Raw genomic sequence first — 22147 nt, forward strand, 5'->3', positions numbered from 1 at the left:
TCTGTCCGCCGTCGACTCTGCCGATGGCTAAATGCCTCAACTTCTTTGAAGCGAATGGTCCGGACTATTGACATGCCTTGAACAAGGCTCGGCATGATGTCCCCATCGCGCACCCTTCCCCACGGGCCGCCCCACGCGCCCGTTCCCCCACACAGGAAGGCCATCGCTTCATGAGGAAAACTCTGCGCATCGCCATGACCGGCCTGCTCGCGGCGGCCGCCCTCGCCGCCGCCCCCTGGCCCGCCCCGGCCGCCGACGCCGCCCCGCCGGCCGTCGCCGCCACCTTCACCGACAACTTCGACGGCGCGGCGGGCAGCGCCGTCGACGGCTCCAAATGGGGCTATGAGACCGGCGACAACGTCAACAACCACGAGCGCCAGTACTACACGGACGGCACCAAGAACGCGGCGCTCGACGGCCAGGGCAACCTGGTCATCACCGCCCGCAAGGAGAACCCGGCCAACTACAACTGCTGGTACGGCCGGTGCGAGTACACCTCGGCCCGGCTCTCCACCGCACGCACCTTCACCACCGCGTACGGACATGTGGAGGCCCGGATCAAGGTGCCCCGGGGGCAGGGCATGTGGCCCGCCTTCTGGATGCTCGGCAACGACATCGGCAGCGCCGGATGGCCCAACTGCGGCGAGATCGACGTCATGGAGAACGTCGGCTTCGAGCCCAGCACCGTGCACGGCACCATCCACGGCCCCGGCTACTCCGGCTCGGGCGGCATAGGCGCCGGCTACACCCTGCCGAACGGGCAGAAGTTCGCCGACGGCTTCCACACCTTCGCGGTCGACTGGTCGCCCAACAAGATCACCTGGTCCGTGGACGGCAACGTCTACCAGACCCGCACCCCGGCCGATCTGAACGGCAACCGTTGGGTGTTCGACCACGGCTTCTACATCATTCTCAACCTCGCGGTCGGCGGCTACTGGCCCGGCGACCCGGATGGCTCGACCACCTTCCCGCAGCAGCTGGTGGTCGACTACGTCAAGGTCACCGGCGGCAACTGACGACCAGATGAATCGGTGACACGGTGACGCGGTGACGTCGGCGCCCGGCCACGGCGGGGCGCCGACGCCGTCCCCGGGGAGCGCCGACGGAACTTTCGCCTCCGTACGCTTGACCCTCTCACTGTGTGAGGGCCTGCACTGGAAGGCGTCATGTTCACCATCGGAGAGTTCGCCAAGCACGGACGGGTGTCGGTCCGCATGCTGCGCCACTACGACGCCATCGGGCTGCTGCGCCCCGTCCACACCGACCCGACCAGCAGCTACCGCTACTACGAAGCCGGTCAGCTCGCACGGCTCAACCGCGTCATCGCGCTCAAGGACCTGGGCTTCAGCCTCCACCAGGTCAAGGCGCTCCTCGACGACGACATCGGCACCGAGGAGCTGCGCGGGATGCTGCGGCTGCGCCGGGCGGAGCTGGAGTCGGCCGTCGCGGAGGCGGTGGCCCGGCTGGCCCAGGTCGAGGCGAGGCTCCGGACCATTGAGAACGAGGGACGCATGCCCACCGAAGACATTGTGATCAAGAGCCTGCCGCCGCTCCGGCTGGCCGAGCTGAGCGCCACCGCGGCGAGCTTCGAACCGCAGCACATCGGGCCCGTCATCGGCCCCCTGTTCGAGCGGCTGTGCGGTCTGCTGGACGCCGCGGGCGTGACCCCGACCGGCCCCGGGCTCGCCTACTACGAGGACGCCCCCGAGGGCGGTGGGGCGATCACCGTCCACGCCGGGCTGCCGGTCGGCGCACAGGTCGGCGGCGGGGACTTCCAGATCGTCCAGCTGCCGGGCGTCGAGCGCGCCGCCACCGTGGTGCACCGCGGCCCCATGGAGGGCGAGATGCTGGCCACCTCGCAGGCGCTGGCCCGCTGGATCGACGCCAACGGCTACCGCTCGACGGGGTACCCGCGCGAAGTCTCCCTGCACTGCCCCGAGGACCGCACCCAGTGGGTGACCGAACTCCAGGACCCCATCGTCGCCGGCGGCTGATGCCGATGTCCCGGAGGCCCGGTCGGGACGGGCCTCCGGGACATGTCAAGATCGCAGGCATGACGGCACAGCACGACCCGGAAACGATCCTCGCCGGCCTGGCCGACGAGGACTGGCCCACCATCGGCTTCTCCCGCGGAACCGCCGCCGACCCGGCCGGGACGCTGCGCGCCCTGGTCTCGGCGGACAACGAACATGTCCGCGAGGAGGCGCTCGGTTCCTTCTGGGGCGCGATGCGCGCCCGCGTCCCCGCCTACCGCGCGACCGTGCAGGTCATCCCGTATCTGGCCCGGGCCTGCGCGGCCGGGATCTACCAGGAGCCGCTGCTCGAGCTCCTGCACAGCGTCGCCAGTGGCGAGGACCAGCCCCGTGACGACCAGGGCGAGCTCACGGCCGCCGTCGCCGCGCAGGTGCCGCTGCTGCTGCCCCTCCTCGCACACGACGACGAGGACATCAGGCGCTGGCTGATCCGTATCGTCCTGCTGTCCGGCCGGTCCCGGGAGACCGCCGAGGCGATACGGGCCCGCTGGGCGGAGGAGTCCGACCCCGCGCTGCGCTCCGCCCTGCTGTCGGCCTGCCGCATCGCCGACCCGGACGTCGCGGCGGAGATCGCCGCGGGCGAGCTCGGCCCCGACCGGGATCCTGAGATCCGGCTCGTGGCCGCCCTCAACCTGGTGCGCGACGGGGCCTCCTGGACGGACGAGCTGGAGGCCGCCGCCACCGCTTGGGCCCTGCGGGGCAGCGAGATCGAGCAGGTCGAGCAGTGGTTCGACATCGGCTCCGGCGACTGGAAGGACACTGACCCCGACGACGAGTCCTTCGAGCTTCTGCTCCAGCTGCTCGCCGACCGCGGCGAGCTCCCCGTGGCCCTCCGCCTGCTGGACGCGGTCCTGGCCGCCGAGGGCCCCGGCGCCGGTACGCGCGGCCGCCGGGCGCTGGCCGCCATCGAGCCGCTGTGCGCGGAGTTCCGCACCGCCCCGGCGCTGCTGGCCCCGCGCCTGGCGTCCCTGGTGACGTATCAGGACCTGGTCGTGGCCGGGACGGCCATCGGCCAGCTGCGGCGCCTGGGGGAGGAGGGCCGGCCCGCCGCCGACGCGCTGCTGACCCATGCCTCGGGCGAGCGGGTCGCCGAGGCGGAGGACAAGTTCGACGCCGAGGACGCCGATGAAGTGGCCGACAACGCCCTCGGAGCGCTCGTCGACCTCGGCGACCCCAGGGCCCTGCCGCTGCTCGCCCGCGATCTGCCGCACCGCAAGGAGGCCCTGGAGACCGCCGTCGGCACCTCGCCCTGGAGCCGCCACGACAAGCCGTCAGTACCGTTCGACCCCCAGCTCCTCGACGCCGCCCGCGACCTGATCCGCAACCCGGACCGCCGGAACTACGGCGCGCCCCGGTATCTGTGCACCCTGCTGGCCTCCTGGGGCCCGCAGGCGGCCCCCGCCCTCCCGGAGCTGTACTCCCTGCTGACCAAGGAGCGCCAGCACGCCCCGGGCGCGGTGGCCGCCGTGGCGGTCGGCACCGAGGCGGCTGCCGAGGCCGAGGAGCGGCTGCGCGCCGCCGCCGAGGGCGCCTCCGTCTACGACCGCATGCCCACCGTCGAGGCCCTGCACCAGCTCATCGGCGACACGGCGCAGCTGGTCGAGGCGATCCGCCCCGGCCTCGACGACATCCTCTACAGCCGGCGCGCCGCGGTGGGCCGGGCCGGGCGGCTCGGGCCGGCCGGCGAGCCGCTGCTGCCCCGGCTGCGCGAGCTGCTGGTGCGCGAGGAGGGCGAGCGCGTCGGCTGGGACCCGCGCGACTGTCTGTCGGCCGCGTCCGCCATCCTGGCGATCGTCGGCGAATCGGCGGCGGACGAGCTGATCCCGGTCATCTCCCAGGGCCTGGAGAGCCGGGACGCCCAGACCCGGGCCTCGGCCGCCCGCCTGGCCGGCCGGCTGGGCGTGGCCGCCGCGCCCCTGGCCGAGCGGATCGCACCGCTGCTGGAGTCCCTGGCCACCTTCCTGCCCGCCGCGCGCGCCCTGCTGGCGATCCCCGGGGCCGTGGGGCCCGAGGGGGTGGTCGACCGCGAGGAGCTGACCGAGGCGCTGCTCATGACCGTCGACTCCGTCGCTCACCCCGGGGAGGCGCTCGACCTGCTGCGCGACCTCGGCGGCGGCAGCCTCCCCGCGGCCGCCGCCGACCGGCTGCGCGAATCGCTGACCGCCGAACGCCGCCCGCCCCTGCGCGGGTTCGCCCTCCACCGGATCCGCACCGACCAGCGGCGTACGGCCGCCCTGCGGGCCGCCCTGGGCGAGTAGCGTTCCGGCCGCCGAGTAGCCTCCCTCCGTGACTCCACCTACGCGTAAACGCGCGGGCTTCCTGCGTCGCTGGCCAAGCAGCGTCGCAGAGGGCCAGCCCGGCCCTGTTGAGGACGTTGATTGCGCCGATGTGGTCCGCGTTCGCGGTGAACCCGCAGGAGACGCATTCGAACTTCGCTTGAGTGACACGGTTCCTCTTGTCGACGTGCCCGCATGCGGTGCACGTGATCGAGGTGTTGCGGGCGTCCACCGGGATCACGAGGCGACCGGCACTCTCAGCCTTGTTCGCCAGGATTCGGAGGAACTGCCCCCAACCCGCATCGTGGATGCTGCGGTTCAGCCCGGCCTTCGCGGCGGCCCCGTTCGCAAGGAACGCTCCATCGCGATGCGGGTCGGGCTTGGGTGCGGGCGCTTTGGTCATGCCTGCCGTGTTCAGCTTCTCGTGGGCGATCACGTCGTGCTCCCGCACCAGCGCCAGTGCCCGCTTGTGGTGGAAGGTGGACAGGTGCCGCTGGGCTTCGGTCAGCTCCTCGGCCATCGCGTCAAGGAACCTGGGGTTGGCGACATGCTCGCCGCCCGAGTCGGTGGAGAAGTGCACCGTGCCCATGTCGATGCCGACGACGCTGCCGGTCGGGGGCAGGGGCTCAGCAGGCACGTTGTCACAGGCGAGCACCACGTACCAGCGGTTGCCCTCGCGCTTCACCGAAACCGTCTTGACCCGGCCCTCCACGGACCGGTGCTGATGCACCCGCACGCGCCCCACGCCCTGGAGACGTATCCGGGTGTGGATGTCGTGCGGGGTGGAGTCCCAGCGGCAGCCGTCCCCATCCCTCGGGAAGACGACGGTGTCGAAATGGCCGACGCCCTTGAACCTGGGGTATCCGGGCTTCCCGCCGCTTTTGACCCGGCGGAAGAACGCCTGGAACGCCTTGTCCAGCCGCCTGAGCGTCGCCTGCTGGCTGGAGAAGGACCAGCGGCCCTGACGCTCCGGGTCGAACGCCCGGATCTCCCTCAGCTGCGCGGACTGATCGCCGTACCTGATGCTGGTCTTCGACGTGTGCCGCCAGGCATCGCGGCGCTCCTGCAAGGCCCCGTTGTAGAGCGAACAGTGGTCCCGCAACATCTCCGTCAGGGCCTGCGCCTGCCGGACGGTGGGCCGCAGCAGGAACTTGTACGCATGCAGAAACGCGGCCCACCCCCTTCGTCAGCGTCTCCCCCTGGACAAGGCCGGTGTCATCACTCTATCGGCTACTACTAACAACGCAGCGTAATCGTCTGCTGTTCCTCCGTTTCAAGGATTCGATTCCCACACTGGCTAAAGCCGGTGGTCCCCGCGAAAGAAGGTCTGATGGATATTGGTGATGTCGTCGAGGACTTCGAACTGGCGGATGAGAGCGGCGCCGCCCGCACGCTGAGCGGGCTGCTCGAGAACGGCCCTGTGGTGCTGTTCTTCTATCCCGCGGCCTTCACGCCCGGCTGCACGAAGGAGGCCTGTCACTTTCGGGACGTCGCGGGGGAGTTCAAGGCACTTGGGGCCCAGCCGGTCGGCGTCAGTGCCGACTCGGTGGACAAGCAGGCGGAGTTCGCCCGGACGCACTCTTTCGGCTATCCGCTGCTGTCCGACCCGGAGGGGGTGGTACGGGAGCGGTTCGGGGTCAAGCGCGGCATCGCGGCCGTCCCCACCAAGCGGGTCACCTTCGTGATCGACACCGACCATCGGGTGCTGGAGGTGGTCAAGAGCGAGTTCCGGATGAGTGTGCACGCGGACAAGGCGCTCGAGGCGCTGCGCAGCAGGGCGGCGTAGAACGGATCAGCGTGCGGGCAGCCGCCGGGCGAAGAAGCCCCGTACGAGGCCACGTACGGCGGGCACCGAGCACGCCGGATCCACCGCGCCCACCAGCGCGGCGCGGGCCTCGGCGGTCATCAGCCCGGCGGTCTGCAACTGGGGGGCGACGGTGGCGTAGTCGGTGAACACCCAGTGCCCGGCGTCGCGCAGCCGCCCGCGCGCGATGTGGCCGCCGGGGTGGGCGAGCGCGACCGACCAGGAACGCTGTACGTCCTCGTCCCGGGCGCCGAAGCCATCGGTGTCCAGCAGGAGCAACGGCCGGTCCACCCCGTACCGGGCGACCGGGAACAACTCCCCTTCCCGGCCCGGCCCTTCCGCCGGGTGGTTCAGGTAGCCCTCCAGATTGACCGCGGCGGCGATGCGGCGGTCCTCGTACAGTGCCTCGGCCGCGGTCGTGCCGCCCGCCGAGTGGCCGTACACCCCCACCCGGCTCAGTTCCAGCGCGTGGCCGAGGCCTTCCGGCAGCGGGCGCTGCGCCGCGTCCGGGTTCCCTCCGCCCGCCACCACTTCCAACTGGTCCAGGACGAAACGGAGGTCCGCGATCCGGGTGGCGATCATGGTGCGGAAGGTCACCGGGTCGGTCCGGGGATCCCCGCGGAAGACGGTCGGGCGGACCATGTCCCGTCCCGTCATTGCACACGGGAACTCGACCGCGCAGGCGTCCCCGGGGTGGTCGACCGCCACCACCACACAGCCGTGGCTCGCCAGCTCCTCGGCGACCAGCGTGCCCAGGCTGCGCGGATCGCCGCCGCCCGGGCTGTACAGCAGGACCGGATGCGGGGTGGACCGCGCGGGCGCGCCCGTGTGCGCGTGCGTCATGGTGGCCGCCCAGTCCACCCCGGACTGCGGCAGGCCGGGGTGCGTGGCGGGGGCGATGGCCGCGAACAACTCGGCTGTGCCCTGGGACAGTTGCGGCGCGAGCGGATACCCCCGGACGGCGCGGGCCGGGTAGCGGACCGTGGCCATCACCTCCCGCACCGGGATCCCCGGCTCCCACGGGTCGCGCCGGGCGCGATCGACCAGATACAGCGTGGTCACCCCGACTGGATGCGGGCCGGTCGGCGCAGGCAGCCGTACGCTGGCCGTGCCCGCGGCCCGCGCCCGCGCGAGGCCGCCACCGCCCGCGAGCAGCGCGGCGGCCAGCAGGGCGGATGTGGTGACGGTCCGCCGGGTCACCCCGGCGGCACCCTGTTTGAATGAAGAGGACGCCAATGAAGACGCCGATGAAAATGAAGACGCCGATGAAGAGGCCATGACCTGGATGCTGGCGCGCGGCAGGCAGCGCGGGCGATGGTTCAGGCTCTGCCCGAAAGGCTTGCGCGGCGCCGCGCGGGCCCTCGCGGGCGGATTTTGCCTCGCGGCGGCTCCGCCCCAGTGTCGGGAAGTCTCGATGCTCGTAAGTAAGAGTTCCGGGCTCAGCGGTTGGTCAGAGCAGGCGGATGCCCCCGCCATCGGGCACGAGCGGGCAGATGGCGGGGGCTTGTCGATGACGTCGTCCAGCGCTCGAAGGTGCCTCCCGCGCATGCGGGACATGGGACCTTGCCGTTGGGGTTGCACGTCTGGCACATGTCCGACGTGATTGATTCCACGACCGGGAAAGCGGGGTGGTCAGGGAAGCCGCCACAATGGCGGCACCAGACCTCACCCCATCCAGCGCAGTACCCGCAGTAGCTGTTGGGCTCCCGCTCTACTGGTTTCTCCTCCGCCGTGGCTGAATGGTGCTGTGCCTGCCTGGTGGTCACTCCCCACCCTTCGCCTGGTCCAGGTGGCGCCGGATGTCCGCAGCCAACTCGTCCGTACGGGCCGACAGTTCTTGCAGGGTGGGCAGCGCGCTCCCCGCGCGGTATCGCCCGAGGAAGGAGCTGGTGTCTCCAAGGGCTGCCGCGTCGCCCCTTGCCTCCAACGCGTAGGTCTCGTAGCGTCAGTTGGAGTTCCCGAGAGATGGTCCGAGACGATCATCAGAGGCTCCCCTGAGAACCCCAGTGAGGAAAATGCGACCGTCTAGAGGTTGAGTCTTGAAACCGCGCATTTACCAACTTCGTGATACCCGGGAGGGTAAGAAGAATGCGAAGCCCGCCATTTTGCGCCACACCTGAAATATTCAGGAACGTTCGCGTCGTCGACGCTTCAACTCGGCCGTCTAGACTCATCCGGAGTAACCTGCTTTAACTGAACAGCCACTGACTGATTCCACTCTCACATTCGCATGGCGTGCGCCCTTTGTGTGCGTGGATCTTCCCGGAAAATCTTATGGCACTCCCGGACTGATGCCTTTTGGGGCTCGTCGGGGCACCATTTCGCGAGAAGGAAGCCAGTCAGTGGACCAGATCAAAGACGTGATCCTCGACGTCTTCCTGATCCTGCAAATCGTCCTTGCCCAGATTCTCCTGTTCTCCCGTGAAGCGAGAAGGGCCATTCCGGCCCTGCGTGCTCTTTGGGAAGAGCTGAAGGGTGAAGGAAAAGGTCGGCAGGATGACAATGTAGACCCGCTGCCCGACGACCAGGTTGGACGCAGCGAGGATTAGGCGATGAAGGCTCCTGCGGAAGAGCAGGGGCCTTCATTGTCATTCGCGTTCACCTTTCGAAGTCCTCACGAGTCTTGAGATTGTGGCAGCTCTTACACAGCGGCTGCACGTTCTCGTCTATGTCCTCGCCACCGAGGGCGAGCGGCTGCACGTGGTCTCCGTCGATTCCCGACGCAAGCAGGTGGTGAACGCAGCTAGCGCATTTCCACCGCCCCGACTTCCGAATGATCCGGAGGAGCCGTGCGGCAGCCGAGATCCCTCGGGCGACGATCGCGACGCTTGCGCCTTGCCCGTACGGCCGGACGGTTCTCGTTCTCGGCGTGGTGTGCCTCGCAGCGTCCGCGGTGTGTGGCGGTGTCCTCGCACTCGGTACAGCGAGCCATGGTCACCCCCTGGTCGCCGTGGTCCTGGTGCTCGTCGTTGTGTGCCCACCCCGGACTTGAACCGGGAACTCTGCGGCCGATACCCCGAGCCGGGGCCGGTACCGTGCACCTCTGCCGATTGGGTCAGGCGGGCTCGGTGTCGTCCTCGCCGGCGGGACCGGTCCGGACACGGTAGGGAGATCACACGGGCTGCAACCCTTTTCGGCGACTCGCGCACGAGCCGGTTACTCATAGCGGTGCGGTCTCCCCGCGCTCTGCCTCACGACCCCAGCGGCCGCCCCGGAACGGGGCGCGTGGTGCATGGGCGGAGCTAATGTTTCGCCGAATCTTCCGACCACCCCAGAACTTTCCGTCTGGAGCATCGGGAAGGGGCGGGAACGGGAAGGATCCGCCTGACACCGCTTGGGGGAGCAATGATCCGCATCCGCTTCACGGCCGCCGACTTCGCCCGGGTTCGCTTCGCGCCCCGGCCGGCCCCGCTGCAGGAGCTGAACGTGGCCCTGATGCGGATGTGCCTGCCCGGCGACGCACCGCTCTACGGCCGCTGGCGACGGCGGCTGCTGCGCTCGCTGCCCGACGCGGCCGGGCCGCTGCGCGATCTGGCCCCGGCGGGCCTGGCCCCCGCGTTCATCGATGTGTTCAGCGATGACCTCAAGGAGGGCCTGGACACCGTACGGGCCGCCCGCCCCGCCCTGGTCCGCGCCGAGATCGAGCGCGTCTACGCAGGTCACCCGGGACCCACCCCGCTGTGGATCCGCGATCTGCACCACGGCGGAGCCGACGCCTGGCGGCTGCTGCGCCGCGCCCAGCGCACGGCCTTCGAATCGGTCCTGGCCCCCGTCTGGCCCCTCGTACAGGATCTGCACCAAGGGGAGTTCACCCGTCACGCCCTCGCCGTGGCCGAGCACGGCATCGCCGCCGCGCTCACCGCGCTGGTGCCCGGCGCCCGGCTCAAGGAGGAGGTCTGGGAACTCGACGGGCCGGGGGAGCGGGAGATCGAGCTGTGCGGCCGCGGGCTGGTCCTCCAGCCCACCTTCCACTGGAGCGGCCGGCCCCTCCTCGCCGATCTGCCCGGCCACCCCCTGTACGTCACCTACCCGGCCGGCCCGGGCCTGCCGCTGCCGCCGGCCGGGGCGGGCGGCACGGGCGGCGACGACGCGCTGGCCGCGGTGCTCGGCCGGACCCGCCTCGACATTCTGCTGCTGCTCGCCGAGGAACACACCACCAGCGGGCTCGCCCGGCGACTGGGCGTCAGCAACGCCACGGCCTCCGCCCACACCGCCGCGCTGCGCGGCGCCGGACTGATCACCACGGTCCGCGCCGGGCGCGCGGTGCTGCACCGGCGCACCGCGCTGGGCGGGCTGCTGGTGCGGCACGGGTCCTGAACACGCGTGCGTTCGTGGTGGGTTCGTGATGGGTTCGAGACGGCGTGCCGTCGTCTCGAACCCACCACGAACTCCCCTCTTAGATGCGCGAGAAGGTGAACGAGAACTCGGCGGGCGCGGCGCCGAGGCGGTACGGGGGAAGCACCCCGGGCCCGCACGACTGGCTGCCGATGCCCTGCTGCCCGTGGTCGAGGTTCACCCACACCGTGTCCGCCGACGGGGACAGATCCGGGGTGTGCTCGGCCGCGTCCAGCTGCTCCGTGGTCCACCGCCGCGCCGTGAACCAGAACGGCGGCGCGCCCTCCACCGCGATCCCGGCCCCGCCGTCATCGGTCAGCCGCGCCCATCGGACGTCCGCCCGGGCCCCGTTCTCCTGCGGCCTGACGTACGGCGTCTGCATCTCGTCGACCGACAGCGCCCACCGCCCGATCCGGGAGGCGGCGTGGGTGTCCGGGTACGCCTCGCCGGGGCCGCCGCCGAACCACTCGGCCCGGCCCAGCGCGGCGGGGACGCCGAGCCGTACGCCCAGGCGCGGCAGCGGGCAGTTCCACTCGCCCAGCGGGGTGACGGAGACGTCCAGACGCAGCTTGTCCGCGTCGGCGGTCCAGCGGTAGACGGCCTCCAGGCCGACGTCGGTGGCCGCGGGGGCGACACGGGTACGGACGGTCAGGGCGTCGTCCGCCACCTCCACCGCGTCGACGCGGTGGTGGATCCGGTGCAGACCGAGCTTGCGCCAGATCAGGCCGTAGCGCTCATCGGGCTGCCACTCCGCGCCGTTGTCGTTGTCGGTGGGCGCGCGCCACACGTCGAGCCGGGGGCCGGTGACGGCGAGGCCGCCGAGGGAGAGCAGCGCGCCGGTGGTCGGGTCGAAGGCCCCCGGGCCCAGCACGAGCGCGCCGTCCTCGCGGCGTGGCGCGAGCGCGGCAGCCCCAGTGGAGGAGGCTGTGGGCGAGGCGGTCGGGGCGGTGGCCGGGATCTGCCCCCACGCCACCTCGTGGCCCGCCTCCGCCCACGCGGTGTCGGCCGCGAGCCGCGCCCGTACGGTCCACAGCGCCTCGCCGCCGGCGTCCGTCGCGGGCCGGTCGGGGAGCTTGAGGTCGGCGGACTCGCCCGGGGCCAGCGGCGGGACCGCCAGCTCGCCGCCGCCGACCTTGACGCCCTCGGCCTCGTACGCCCAGGAGAACGTCAGATGGGACAGGTCGGCGAAGTCATGGGTGTTGGTGACGCGGACCGTGCCCGCCGCGCCGTCGCCCTCGATCCGGACCGGCTCGATGACCTTCTTGTACTCGATCAGCCCCGGGGAGGGGGTGCGGTCGGGGAAGAGCAGCCCGTCGCAGACGAAGTTGCCGTCGTGCAGCTCCTCGCCGAAGTCCCCGCCGTACCCGTAGAAGAGCTCGCCTTCGGCGGTGCGCTTGGCGATGCCGTGGTCGATCCACTCCCAGACGAACCCGCCCTGGCAGCGCTCATGCGCCTCGAACAGCCGCTGGTAGTCGCTGAGTCCGCCCGGCCCGTTGCCCATGGCGTGGGCGTACTCGCACAGGATGAAGGGGAGCGCGCGGCGCTTGGCGTCCAGCTCGGCGTCCGCCCAGGCGGCCTCGGTGCGCTGCCCGATCTGGTCGACCTCCTCGTGCGGGGCGTACATCCGCGAGTAGACGTCCGTGTCGGCGCAGGACATGTCGCCCTCGTAGTGGATCACCCGCGAGGGGTCGCGCTCGCGGATCCAGTCGGCCATGGCGGTCAGCCCGCGGCCGGTGCCGCATTCATTGCCCAGCGACCACATCACCACCGACGCGTGGTTCTTGTCCCGCTCGACCATCCGGCGGGCCCGGTCCACCAGGGCCGGGGTCCAGCGGTCGTCGTCGACCGGGTTGCCGCGCCAGCCGAGGTCGACGAAGCCGTGGGTCTCCAGATCGCATTCGTCGATCACCCACAGGCCCAGCTCGTCGCACAGGTCGAGGAAGGCGGGGTGCGGCGGGTAGTGGCTGGTGCGTACGGCGTTGATGTTGTGCCGCTTCATCAGCACCAGGTCCTGGCGCATGGTCTCCAGGTCCACGGCGCGCCCGGCCTCGGGGTGGAACTCATGCCGGTTGACCCCGCGGAACAGCACCCGCTTGCCATTGACCTTGATCACGCCGTCCTCGACGACGACCGTACGGAAGCCCACCCGCAGCGCCACCCGCTCGCCGCCGGTGGCGAGCGTGGCCTCGTACAGCCGTGGGGTCTCGGCCGTCCACGGCTCGACGGCCACGGTCGCACTCTCGCCGGTGGCCAGGTCGAGACCCAGCTCCGGCACGGTGACCCGGCCGCCGGGCGCGGCGTCGACCCGCAGCGTGCCCTCGCCGGAGGCGTGGTCGTAGGAGGCGTGCACGAAGAAGTCGGTGACCGCGTCGGCCGGGCGGTGCAGCAGGGTCACCTCGCGGAAGATCCCGGGCAGCCACCACTGGTCCTGGTCCTCCAGGTAGGTGCCCGAGGACCACTGGTGGACGCGTACGGCCAGCACATTGCCGCGCGGTCGCAGCAGCTCGCCCACCGCGAACTCGTGCGGCAGTCGGCTGCCCTTGAAGACGCCCAGCTCCTGCCCGTTGAGCCAGACCCGGGCGCAGGACTCCACGCCCTCGAACCGCAGCACGGCGCCGCCGTCGGCCGGCCAGTCCTCGGGCAGGTCGAAGACCCGGCGGTGGTCGCCGGTCGGGTTCTCGTCGGGAACTCGGGGCGGGTCGACCGGGAACGGATAGAGCACATTGGTGTAGATGGGCGCGCCGTGGCCCTGAAGCACCCAGTGGCCCGGCACGGCGACCGTGCCCCAGCCGGAGGCGTCGTAGTCGGGGCGGGCGAAGGACTCGTCCTCGGCGGTGGCGGTCGGCGAGAGCCGGAAGGCCCAGTCGCCGCTCAGGCCCAGCCGGGCGGCGTCGGACCCGGCGGTCCAGGCGCGGGGCGGCAGCCCTCCGCTGCCCGGTGACATGTCCTCGTAGTAGGGGAGCTGGGCGTCGGGGGTGGTGCTCATCGGTCTCCTCGGTCTGCGATGGAGGTATCTGCGCTGGAGGGAACTGCGATGGAGGCGATCGGTCGGCACGCGCCCCAGCGGCCCGAGCGCGCGTCGGCCCGAGCACTTCGGCCCGGGCCGTCAGCACGGGACGTTAACGAGCGGCGAAAGACTTTTGCAAGGGGTTGGACGAAGTCTGTTGCAAGCGCTTGTGCGGGTGGCGGCGGGTGGCGGCGGGTGGCGGCGGGTGGGGGCCGGGAATCAGGACGCGCCGCCGCGGCCGCCGTTGGCGGCGGGCGTGCGGTGATGCTTCGATTTCATGGTGGCGAGCGAGCCCTCCAGGGCGAAGGTCGCGGCCCCGAGGCTCACGGGGTTGGACGGGATCGGGCACAGCACGATCTCGACGCTCGCGAAGGGGCGGCGCAGGGCGCGCCGCGCCACCGCCTCGCGCACCTCGACCAGCAGCGGCTCGCCCAGCGCGGTGGCCACCCAGCTGCTGACCACGATCACCTCCGGGTTGAGCAGATTGACCAGGTCGGCCAGGGCCGCGCCGAGATAGCGGGCGGTCTCGCGGACCACCTGCGCGGCCACCGGATCGCCGTCGGCCAGTGCCCGGCCGAGCGCTTCGATGGTGGCGGTCTGGTCGTCCGGGTGCAGCAGCGGGCTGTCGGGGCTCAGTTCGCTGAGGGTGCGCATGATGGCGGGGGCGCCCACGTACGTCTCCACGCAACCGTGGTTGCCGCAGTGGCACAGCCGCCCGTCCAGGACGAGCGTGGTGTGCCCCCACTCGCCGGCGCTGTTGGTCACCCCCCGGTGCAACGCGCCGCCCAGTGCGAGCCCGGCCCCCACGCCCGTACCCAGGTTGACCACGATCGCGTCATCGCGCCCGCGCGCCGCGCCGAACCACTGCTCGGCGACGGTGCTGGCGCGCAGCGGGTTGTCGAGGTGGAGCGGATAGGGGAGGTGTTCGGCCAGCAGGTCGAGCAGCGGGACGTCGTGCCAGTTCCAGTTGGCGGCGTAGACGGACACCCCGCCCTCGCGGTCCACCTGCCCCGGCATGCTGACCCCGACGCCCAGCACCCGGTCCGCGGCGACGGCCGACCGCTCCACGACATCGGCCACGGCGGCGGCGATACGCCCGACGAGCCGCGCCGCGTCCCGCTCGCCGGGGCGCAGCTCCTCGTCGGCGCGGGCCAGCACGGTCAGGGCCAGGTCGAACAGCTCGACATGGATATAGGTCTCGGCCACGTCCACGCCGATCAGCGCGCCGCCCGCGGCGTTGACGGCGACCAGCCCGCGCGGTCGGCCGCCGTCGGAGTCCTCGTACCCACCCTCCACCAGCATGCCGAAGTCCAGCAGCTCGCCGACGAGGGTGGCGACGGTGGCCAGGCTCAGCCCGGTCGCGGCGGCCAACTGCTGCCGGGAGACGGGGGATTCGGCGATGATATGGCGCAGCACGTCGTAGCGGTTCTCGGTGCGGATATCGCGGGACGTGCGCTTCACGCCGGGTCCTCCGTGCTCGGTGGTGCGGCCCGTATGACGCCGCGCCACACTAGGCCGCGCGCCGCACCTGGACAACCCCTTCGCGCAACCATTGTACGAAGCGGGTGACGTGGCCGCCGCCTTATCGGTCTCGGCGAACTCGGCGGCGGCCGCTCCCCAAAGTGCGGCGGCCGCCGCGGCGGAGTGGTCGGCGACCCACGGTTCGGCCACCGCATCCGGCACCCGGTGGACCGAACGGGTCGACGGCCCCACCTCCGGCCAGCTGAAGGTGTGCCGGGGTACCACGGACACCGCGGACTGCGGAGACGCCATATCAGTGACCCACTGGCCGATCAACAACGTCAGGTAGGCCGCCCCCTCACGGCCGCCCCTCGCCGAGGCCCCGGGGTGGTCGGCCGGTCAGCCGTGGGTGGTGAGCACGTCCCTGACGACCGGACCCGCCGCGTCGCCGCCGTGGCCGCCCTTGACGACCACGGCGGCGGCCGCCATGTCGTTCCGGTAGGCCGTGAACCAGGCGTTCGTGGTCGGCTGCCCGTCGATCTCGGCGGAGCCGGTCTTCGCCCCGATGTCCCCGGTGAGCCCGGACATCGCGCGCGCCGCCGTGCCGCTGGTGGCGGTGAGCCGCATCATGGCCCTCAGTTGCCCGGCGGCCGCCGGGCTCAGGGAGCGCACCGCCGTCGCCGTCTGCTCGCCGATCAGGGACCGCGGCACGATGACGGGCTGGTGGAACGTACCGGTCTGGGCGGTGGCCGCGACCGAGGCCACGGTGAGCGGGTTCATCTGGACCCTGCCCTGCCCGATCAGCGCGGCGGCCTTGTCGTCCCCGCCACCTGTGGGGACCGAGCCGTCGAAGGTCTGCACCCCCACATGCCACTCGAGCCCGATTCCGAACACGTCCTGCGCCACGTCCGCGACGCCGCTGTCGGGGAGATCGCCGGCCAGTGAGACAAAGGCGGTGTTGCAGGAGGCCGCGAAGTCCTGGGCGAAGGTGGCGGCCGGATTCTCGCTGTCCTCGACGTTGTGGAAGGTCATGCCCTGCTGGTACGAGGTGGTCTTGGGGCAGGGCACCGCGCGGCCGGGCGTGACCTTGCCGGACTCCAGCAGCGCCGCCGAGGTGACGATCTTGAACGTCGAGCCGGGCGCGGTGGCCCCTTGTAAGGCCGGATTGAACTCGGCGCGGTCGGAGTTGGCGACCGCCAGCACCTCGCCCGTACTGGGCTTGAGCGCGACCACCGAGGCGCCCGTACGCTTCGCCACCGCCTTCTCGGCCCGGCTCTGCACCTGTGCGTCGAGCGTCGTGTGCAGCGTGCCCGGTTTGCCCTTGGCCACCACATGGAGCGTCGTCGTGGGCTTGCCGCTCGCGCCGGCCGCCCACACCTCGACCCGGCTGGCGCCGCCCGTGGCGGAGGCGTACCTCGTGCGGAGCTCGGTCAGCACCGGGCCGAGCGAGGGATAGCGGTCCTTCGTCAGCTCCTTGCCGTCCCGGTCCACCACCTTGATCGACACCGAATCGGCGATCCCCGTCCGCAGGGCCGGACGCTCGGCCGTCAGCTTGGGGTGCAGTACGGCGGGCCTCCAGTCGACCAGCGGCCGGCCCGTCGTCCGGCCGCGCACCACCGTCAGCTCCGAGGCATAGGTCCAGGTGGAGTGGCTGTCCTCGAAGGAGATATCGGCCGTGACATCGAACGGCACCCGGGTGCCGTGGGGTTGGCCCGACTTGAGCGTCAGCTTCGACACATGGCCGTCCTTGCGGTAGCCGCTCAGCGCGGCCACGGCGGACTCGGCGTCATTGGTGAGCTGCGCGGCCCGCATATCGTTCTGATCGGCCCAGGCGGCCAGAAACTTCCCAGCGGTCTCCCGCACTTCGGACGCGGTCACCGCGCCGTCGTGGCCCGGACCCTTCTCGCCCCCGGTGAGCCCGGTGTACAGGTTGTACGCGCCGAGGCCCGCTACGCCCACGACCGCAACCGCTGTCACACCGAGCACGGCTCTTCCCGCTGCACGCATGCCCTGGTCCGTCCCCCCATGATGGTTGGCGCCCTGCCGCTCCACCCCCGCGTCAAGCGGCAGGGCGCACAACGAGTTCACAACCTATGGACGGTGATACTCCATCACAAGGGGTAGTTCAGGCCACAAGCGCACGGCGTGACCCGCGACACGCATTCCAGCGCGCCGCCGCGGCTCATGCCGCCTGCTCGACCTCTCCCCGCAGCGCCCTGGTGTAGACAGAGAGCAACCGACCGTATTCGACGCGCTCCTGAGGGCGCAGCGCTCGGCCGGCCCGCGCGCGCAGAAACACGCGGATCGCCTCGTTCGCCTGGTCGGTGGGCGTGGTGATTAAAGCGGGTTCGTGGTGAGTAGGAGTCGGACGCATGCGCACTAGAGTACGGGCCGCCACCGACAACGGCACCGGCGCAAAACGTTCAAGTGCCCTGTTACCGCGGGTATGTGAGCAAGACCGCATCCGGCGCACGGCTCTGGACGGCCGACCGCGGCCCCCGTAGCGGCCCGCCCAGTGGCCCCGTGGCGGCCCCGTGGCGGCCCCGCGGCGGCCCCGTGGCGGCCTCAGCTCTCGACGAGAACGACCTCCAGGGTGCGCGGGCCGTGCACCCCCTCCACCCGGTCCAGTTCGATATCGCTGGTCGCGGACGGCCCGGAGATCCAGGTCAACGGGCGCCCCGGAGCCAGCCGTTCCAGGGCCTGCGGCACGGAGTCCACGACCTGTTCGGGCACGCGGATGACACAGACATGGTGGTCGGGCACCAGCGTGATGCGCCGACGCCCCTGGTCAGGGCCCGCGTCCAGGACGACGGTCCCCGTCTCGGCCACGGCCACCGCGCAGCCCGTGACGACGCTGGAGACCGCGTCCAGATCGTGCGGGGTCAGCTCCTCGGTGTCCGCGATCCGCTCCACCCGCTGCGCGTCCACGGCCGAAAGCCACTCGGCGGGCAGCCCCGGCGGCAGCACCACGCTCGTCGCGCCCCGCCCGTCCAGCAGCCGGGCGATCAGGCCCGGAAGCCCCTCGGGGTCCGTACGGTGGACGATCGCCCGGTAGTCGGCCAGGTTCTCCGCGAGCAGATCCACGGTCCGGGCCGTGGTCCGGTCCCCGTGGGCCCGCAGATAGCCGCGGTCCACGGGGGCCTCGGAGGGGCGCTCCGTACGGGGGACGTCCGCCAGCGCGCGGCGGACGCGGGCCAGCACCAGGTCTCGGCTGCTCACGTCGTCCTCTTTCCCTCACTGTTCGTGCCCTCGTCGCCGCGCGTCCTGCGCCACCAGTCGCGGAACGACTCGGCGGGCACCTCGGGCAGCTCCCGGGTGTCCGTCCACGCCCGCCCCGGCCCCGGCAGCCGGCTCGGATGGAAGCGGCGGGTACGGGCGGCCAGCCGCTGCCCGGCGCGCAACACGCCCGGATGGTCGAAGGCCCAGCGCGCCGCCCGCATCGCGGCGCGCTCCGCGGCATGCCCCTTGGCCGGTTTGATGACGGTCCGGGTCCCGCGCACCGACACCGGGCCGCCCTCGACCACCCGCTCGCGCAGATGGACCAGGATCTCCGGGATGTCGATGGCCACCGGGCACACCTCGTAGCACGCCCCGCACAGCGACGAGGCGTACGGCAGCGAGGCGTCCAGCTCGCTCTGCGTACCACGCAGCTGCGGTGTGAGGATCGCCCCGATCGGCCCCGGGTACGCCGACCCGTACGCATGGCCGCCTGCCCGCTCGTACACCGGGCACACATTCAGACACGCCGAGCAGCGGATGCAGCGCAGCGCCTGGCGCCCGACGGTGTCGGCGAGGGTGTCCGTACGGCCGTTGTCGAGGAGGACCAGGTGGAAGGCGCGCGGGCCGTCGCCGTCGGTGGTGCCGGTCCAGGTGGAGGTGTACGGGTTCATCCGCTCCGCCGTCGAGGAGCGGGGCAGCAGCTGGAGGAACACCTCAAGGTCCTGCCACGTCGGCACCACCTTCTCGATGCCCACGACGGAGATCAGCGTCTCGGGGAGGGTCAGACACATCCGGCCGTTGCCCTCGGACTCCACCACGACCAGCGTGCCGGTCTCGGCCACCATGAAGTTGGCGCCCGAGATGCCGACCTTGGCGTTCAGGAACTTCTCGCGCAGATGCAGCCGCGCCGCCTCCGCCAGATCGGCCGGGGCGTCCGTCAGCCCCTCCGGCGCGGGGCGGCCCCAGCTGGCCATCTGGTCGGTGAAGATGTCGCGGATCTCGGTGCGGTTGCGGTGGATCGCGGGCACCAGGATGTGCGAGGGCAGATCGTCGCCGAGCTGCACGATCAGCTCCGCCAGATCGGTCTCGTACGCGCGGATGCCCGCCTCGGCGAGCGCGTCGTTCAGCCCGATCTCCTGCGTGGCCATCGACTTGACCTTGACGACCTCGCGCTCACCGGTGGCCCGGACCAGCTCGGTGACGATCCGGTTCGCCTCGTCCGCGTCCGCCGCCCAGTGCACCTGGCCGCCCGCCGCCGTCACGGCGCTCTCCAGCTGCTCCAGATAGTGGTCGAGATGGCGCAGTGTACGGTCCTTGATCGCCGCGCCCGCGGCGCGCAGCTCGCCCCAGTCCGCCAGCTCCGCGACGGCCTTGGCGCGCTTGGCGCGGATGGTGTGGGTGGCGTGCCGCAGATTGGCGCGCAGCTGCGTGTTCTTGGTCGAGGTGGCGGCCGCGACGGGGAACGCGGGCATGCCCAGATAGGTGCCGGTCACCAGATGTCTCCTTCGGTGCTCGCCAGGATCTCGGCGATATGGACCGGGCGGACCGTCGAGCCCTGCCGGGCGAGCGTCCCGCCGATGTGCATCTGGCACGAGTTGTCGACCGTGCACACCGCCTCGGCCCCGGTGGCGGTGATGTTGCGCGCCTTGTCGGCGCCCATCGCGGCCGAGACCGCCGTGTTCTTCACGGCGAACGTGCCACCGAAGCCGCAGCACTCCTCCGCGCCCGGCAGCTCGACCAGCTCAAGCCCCTCGACCGCCGAGAGCAGCCTGCGCGGCCGGTCCCCCAGGCGCAGCATCCGCAGCCCGTGGCAGGTGGGGTGGTAGGTCACGGTGTGCGGATAGTACGCGCCCACGTCCGTCACCTTGAGGACATCGGTGATGAACTCGGTGAGCTCGTACGTCTTGGGCACTGCCGCGGCGGCGAGCTCGGTCAGCTCCTGGCCACGGCCCTCGGCGGCCGCCTTCGCCCCGATCCTCGGATAGTTGTCGCGCACCATGGCGGCACACGACCCCGAGGGGGTCACCACATAGTCGTAGTCCTCGAACGCCTCGGCGAAACGGCGCACCAGAGGCTCCGTCTCATGGCGGTAGCCGGTGTTGAACTGCGCCTGACCACAGCAGCTCTGCCCCGGCGGAAAGCCGACGTCGACACCCAGCCGTTCGAGGAGGGTGACGACGGCCTGCCCGGTGCGGGGATAGAGCGTGTCGTTGACGCAGGTGATGAAGAGCGCTACGCGCACGGTTCCTCCTCCTGGCCCTCGGCCCGCCCGCCCTCGACATTCTCGACGTTCTCGACGAGGGCGGCCGCCCGGGACCACGCCGCTTGATCACCCGACGGCTCATACTGCCTCAGCGGCTGGGTGCTGTGAAGCAGCGCACGCAAGCAGGCCAGGCCGCTGCCGATCACCCCCGCGGTCCGGGCCTGCACCAGAACATTCCCGAGCGCCGCCGCCTCCGCCGGACCCGCGACCACCGGCAGCCCACAGGCGTCGGCGGTCAGCCGGCACAGCAGCGCGTTGTGCGCGCCGCCCCCGACGATATGCACGGTGCGGACCGTACGGCCGGACAGGCGCTGGGCGTCCAGGATCGCCCGGCGGTGGGCGAGTGCGAGGGAGTCCAGGACACAGCGGGCGGTCTCGGCGGGGGTGCGGGGGGTCGGCTGGCCGGTGCGGCGGCATGCTTCCGCGATCCGGTCGGGCATCCGGTCCGGGGCGATGAACTCCGGGGCCCCGGCGTCGACCACCGAGCGGAGGGGGGTGGCCTGGGCCGCCTGGTCCAGGAGCGTTTCCAGGTCCTGGGGTCTGCCTTCGGCTTCCCAGGTGCGCAGGCACTCCTGGAGCATCCACAGGCCCATGATGTTGCGTAGATAGCGGACCGTGCCGTCCACGCCGAGCTCATTGGTGAAATTGGCGCGCCGGCTCGCCTGGGTGAGCACCGGGGCGTCGAGCTCCAGCCCGGCCAGGGACCAGGTGCCGGTGGCGATGTACGCGAAGTCGGGCGAGGTGGCGGGGACGCCCACGACGGCCGAGGCGGTGTCGTGCGAGCCCACGGCGGTGACGGGGACGGGGCCTTCGATCCCGGTCGCGGACAGGATCTCCGGGCGTACGTATCCCGCCGGGTCGCCGGGGTGGCGGAGTGGCGGGAAGAGCGACAGGTCGATACCGAGGGTGTCGGCGACGGTGGCGACGGCGCGGGACCAGTCGCGGGTGCGCGGGTCGATCAGCTGGGTGGTGGACGCGTTGGTCAGCTCGGTGCCGGCCACGCCCGTCAGCCAGTACGAGATGAGGTCCGGGATGAGGAGGAGGCGGTGTGCGGCGGCGAGCGTCGAACTGCCCCGGGCGGCGGTCAGCTGGTAGATCGTGTTGAAGGGGAGGTGCTGGAGGCCGGTGGCCGCGTACAGCTCCTCGGGCGGGAGGACGGCGGCGACCTGTTCGGCCGCGCCGTCGGTGCGGGTGTCGCGGTAGTGGACGGGGTTGCCGAGCAGCGCCCCGTCGGCGCCCAGGAGGCCGTAGTCCACGGCCCAGCTGTCGATGCCGACGCTGGTCAGCCGGGCGTTCGCGGCACGGGCGGCCTCGGCCGCGGCGCGCAGGCCGTCCAGGACGCCCTGGTAGAGGGCGAGGATGTCCCAGTGCAGGGTGCCGCCCACGCGGACCGGGCGGTTGGGGAAGCGGTGCACCTCGTGGAGTTCGAGGGTGCCGGGGGCGCCGGGCGCGCCGGGGGCGACCGTGCCGACCATGACACGGCCGCTGGACGCGCCGAGGTCGATGGCGGCGAAGCGAGATTCTGCGGGTTGCACGGGGGCCTCGTGGTGGTTGCGGTGCGGCGTGGTTGTGGTGCGGCGTGGTTGTGGTGCGGTGCGTTCGTGGTGCGTTGCGGTGCTCGGTACGGGGCGGGGGCAGGGCCTCCGGGGCTGTCACCCTGGACCGCATATTTACGGCGCCGGTGCCCGGAAGCGTTGTCCTGACCGGAACTCGGCGCCACAAATATGCGTAAGCGTCCAGGGCGCCACC

At 71.6% G+C, this 22147-nt stretch carries 16 protein-coding genes and 2 pseudogenes; 7 read left to right on the forward strand and 11 right to left on the reverse strand.

The window, feature by feature from the left end:
* Positions 1-170: 170 nt before the first annotated feature.
* From ACH4U7_RS08675 to ACH4U7_RS08685, 3 genes and pseudogenes are all read left to right on the forward strand, one after another.
* Positions 171-1010, forward strand: a pseudogene (locus tag ACH4U7_RS08675) (family 16 glycosylhydrolase); the annotation flags it as partial.
* A gap of 156 nt (positions 1011-1166) precedes the next feature.
* Positions 1167-1994 (forward strand): MerR family transcriptional regulator, encoded by an 828-nt coding sequence (locus ACH4U7_RS08680; RefSeq protein ID WP_398527237.1) that lies wholly within the window; start codon positions 1167-1169, stop codon positions 1992-1994.
* A gap of 59 nt (positions 1995-2053) precedes the next feature.
* Positions 2054-4291, forward strand: a complete 2238-nt coding sequence (locus ACH4U7_RS08685) for a hypothetical protein (protein WP_398527238.1) — start codon at positions 2054-2056, stop codon at positions 4289-4291.
* A 76-nt stretch (positions 4292-4367) separates the two neighbouring features.
* Here ACH4U7_RS08685 and ACH4U7_RS08690 read toward each other — a convergent pair.
* Positions 4368-5474, reverse strand: a pseudogene (locus ACH4U7_RS08690) (RNA-guided endonuclease InsQ/TnpB family protein); the annotation flags it as partial.
* Positions 5475-5639: 165 nt separating this feature from the next.
* Here ACH4U7_RS08690 and ACH4U7_RS08695 point away from each other — a divergent pair.
* The gene (locus ACH4U7_RS08695; RefSeq protein ID WP_398527239.1) at positions 5640-6095 is read left to right on the forward strand and encodes a peroxiredoxin; all 456 of its coding nucleotides are present in this window, start codon (positions 5640-5642) and stop codon (positions 6093-6095) included.
* Between the two features lie 6 nt (positions 6096-6101).
* Here ACH4U7_RS08695 and ACH4U7_RS08700 read toward each other — a convergent pair whose 3' ends face one another.
* Both ACH4U7_RS08700 and ACH4U7_RS08705 read right to left on the reverse strand, forming a co-directional pair.
* A complete protein-coding gene (locus tag ACH4U7_RS08700) occupies positions 6102-7313 on the reverse strand; it encodes an alpha/beta hydrolase (RefSeq protein ID WP_398527240.1) in 1212 nt (403 codons plus the stop codon).
* Between the two features lie 562 nt (positions 7314-7875).
* Positions 7876-8040, reverse strand: a complete 165-nt coding sequence (locus ACH4U7_RS08705; RefSeq protein WP_398527241.1) for a hypothetical protein — start codon at positions 8038-8040, stop codon at positions 7876-7878.
* A 415-nt stretch (positions 8041-8455) separates the two neighbouring features.
* Between ACH4U7_RS08705 and ACH4U7_RS08710 the strand changes: the two genes are divergently transcribed.
* Positions 8456-8662: a hypothetical protein gene (locus tag ACH4U7_RS08710; RefSeq protein ID WP_358642320.1), complete on the forward strand. Its 207-nt coding sequence runs from the start codon at positions 8456-8458 to the stop codon at positions 8660-8662.
* Between the two features lie 49 nt (positions 8663-8711).
* Here ACH4U7_RS08710 and ACH4U7_RS08715 read toward each other — a convergent pair whose 3' ends face one another.
* Positions 8712-8813: an HNH endonuclease signature motif containing protein gene (locus tag ACH4U7_RS08715; protein WP_358642318.1), complete on the reverse strand. Its 102-nt coding sequence runs from the start codon at positions 8811-8813 to the stop codon at positions 8712-8714.
* A 645-nt stretch (positions 8814-9458) separates the two neighbouring features.
* Between ACH4U7_RS08715 and ACH4U7_RS08720 the strand changes: the two genes are divergently transcribed.
* Positions 9459-10430 (forward strand): ArsR/SmtB family transcription factor, encoded by a 972-nt coding sequence (locus ACH4U7_RS08720; RefSeq protein WP_398527242.1) that lies wholly within the window; start codon positions 9459-9461, stop codon positions 10428-10430.
* 79 nt (positions 10431-10509) lie between these two features.
* Here ACH4U7_RS08720 and ACH4U7_RS08725 read toward each other — a convergent pair whose 3' ends face one another.
* Entirely contained in the window at positions 10510-13434 is a 2925-nt protein-coding gene (locus ACH4U7_RS08725; protein ID WP_398527243.1) for a glycoside hydrolase family 2 TIM barrel-domain containing protein, read from the reverse strand.
* Positions 13435-13674: 240 nt separating this feature from the next.
* Entirely contained in the window at positions 13675-14916 is a 1242-nt protein-coding gene (locus tag ACH4U7_RS08730) for an ROK family transcriptional regulator (protein ID WP_398527244.1), read from the reverse strand.
* 109 nt (positions 14917-15025) lie between these two features.
* Between ACH4U7_RS08730 and ACH4U7_RS08735 the strand changes: the two genes are divergently transcribed.
* The gene (locus ACH4U7_RS08735) at positions 15026-15265 is read left to right on the forward strand and encodes a hypothetical protein (RefSeq protein WP_398527245.1); all 240 of its coding nucleotides are present in this window, start codon (positions 15026-15028) and stop codon (positions 15263-15265) included.
* A 50-nt stretch (positions 15266-15315) separates the two neighbouring features.
* Here ACH4U7_RS08735 and ACH4U7_RS08740 read toward each other — a convergent pair whose 3' ends face one another.
* The 5 genes from ACH4U7_RS08740 to ACH4U7_RS08760 form a co-directional block, all read right to left on the reverse strand.
* Complete coding sequence (locus ACH4U7_RS08740) at positions 15316-16923, reverse strand: penicillin-binding transpeptidase domain-containing protein (RefSeq protein WP_398527246.1); 1608 nt, start codon at positions 16921-16923, stop codon at positions 15316-15318.
* Between the two features lie 558 nt (positions 16924-17481).
* Positions 17482-18135, reverse strand: a complete 654-nt coding sequence (locus tag ACH4U7_RS08745) for a lactate utilization protein C (RefSeq protein ID WP_398527247.1) — start codon at positions 18133-18135, stop codon at positions 17482-17484.
* The gene (locus ACH4U7_RS08750; RefSeq protein WP_398527248.1) at positions 18132-19628 is read right to left on the reverse strand and encodes a lactate utilization protein B; all 1497 of its coding nucleotides are present in this window, start codon (positions 19626-19628) and stop codon (positions 18132-18134) included. Before ACH4U7_RS08750 ends, ACH4U7_RS08745 begins: the two co-directional genes overlap by 4 nt.
* Positions 19625-20377 (reverse strand): (Fe-S)-binding protein, encoded by a 753-nt coding sequence (locus tag ACH4U7_RS08755; RefSeq protein ID WP_398527249.1) that lies wholly within the window; start codon positions 20375-20377, stop codon positions 19625-19627. The genes ACH4U7_RS08750 and ACH4U7_RS08755 overlap by 4 nt, the downstream gene beginning before the upstream one ends.
* Entirely contained in the window at positions 20368-21873 is a 1506-nt protein-coding gene (locus ACH4U7_RS08760) for a rhamnulokinase family protein (protein ID WP_398527507.1), read from the reverse strand. The genes ACH4U7_RS08755 and ACH4U7_RS08760 overlap by 10 nt, the downstream gene beginning before the upstream one ends.
* Positions 21874-22147 lie beyond the last annotated feature (274 nt).

The sequence above is a fragment of the Streptomyces sp. NPDC020845 genome (genome assembly GCF_044334165.1).
Classification (GTDB): domain Bacteria; phylum Actinomycetota; class Actinomycetes; order Streptomycetales; family Streptomycetaceae; genus Streptomyces.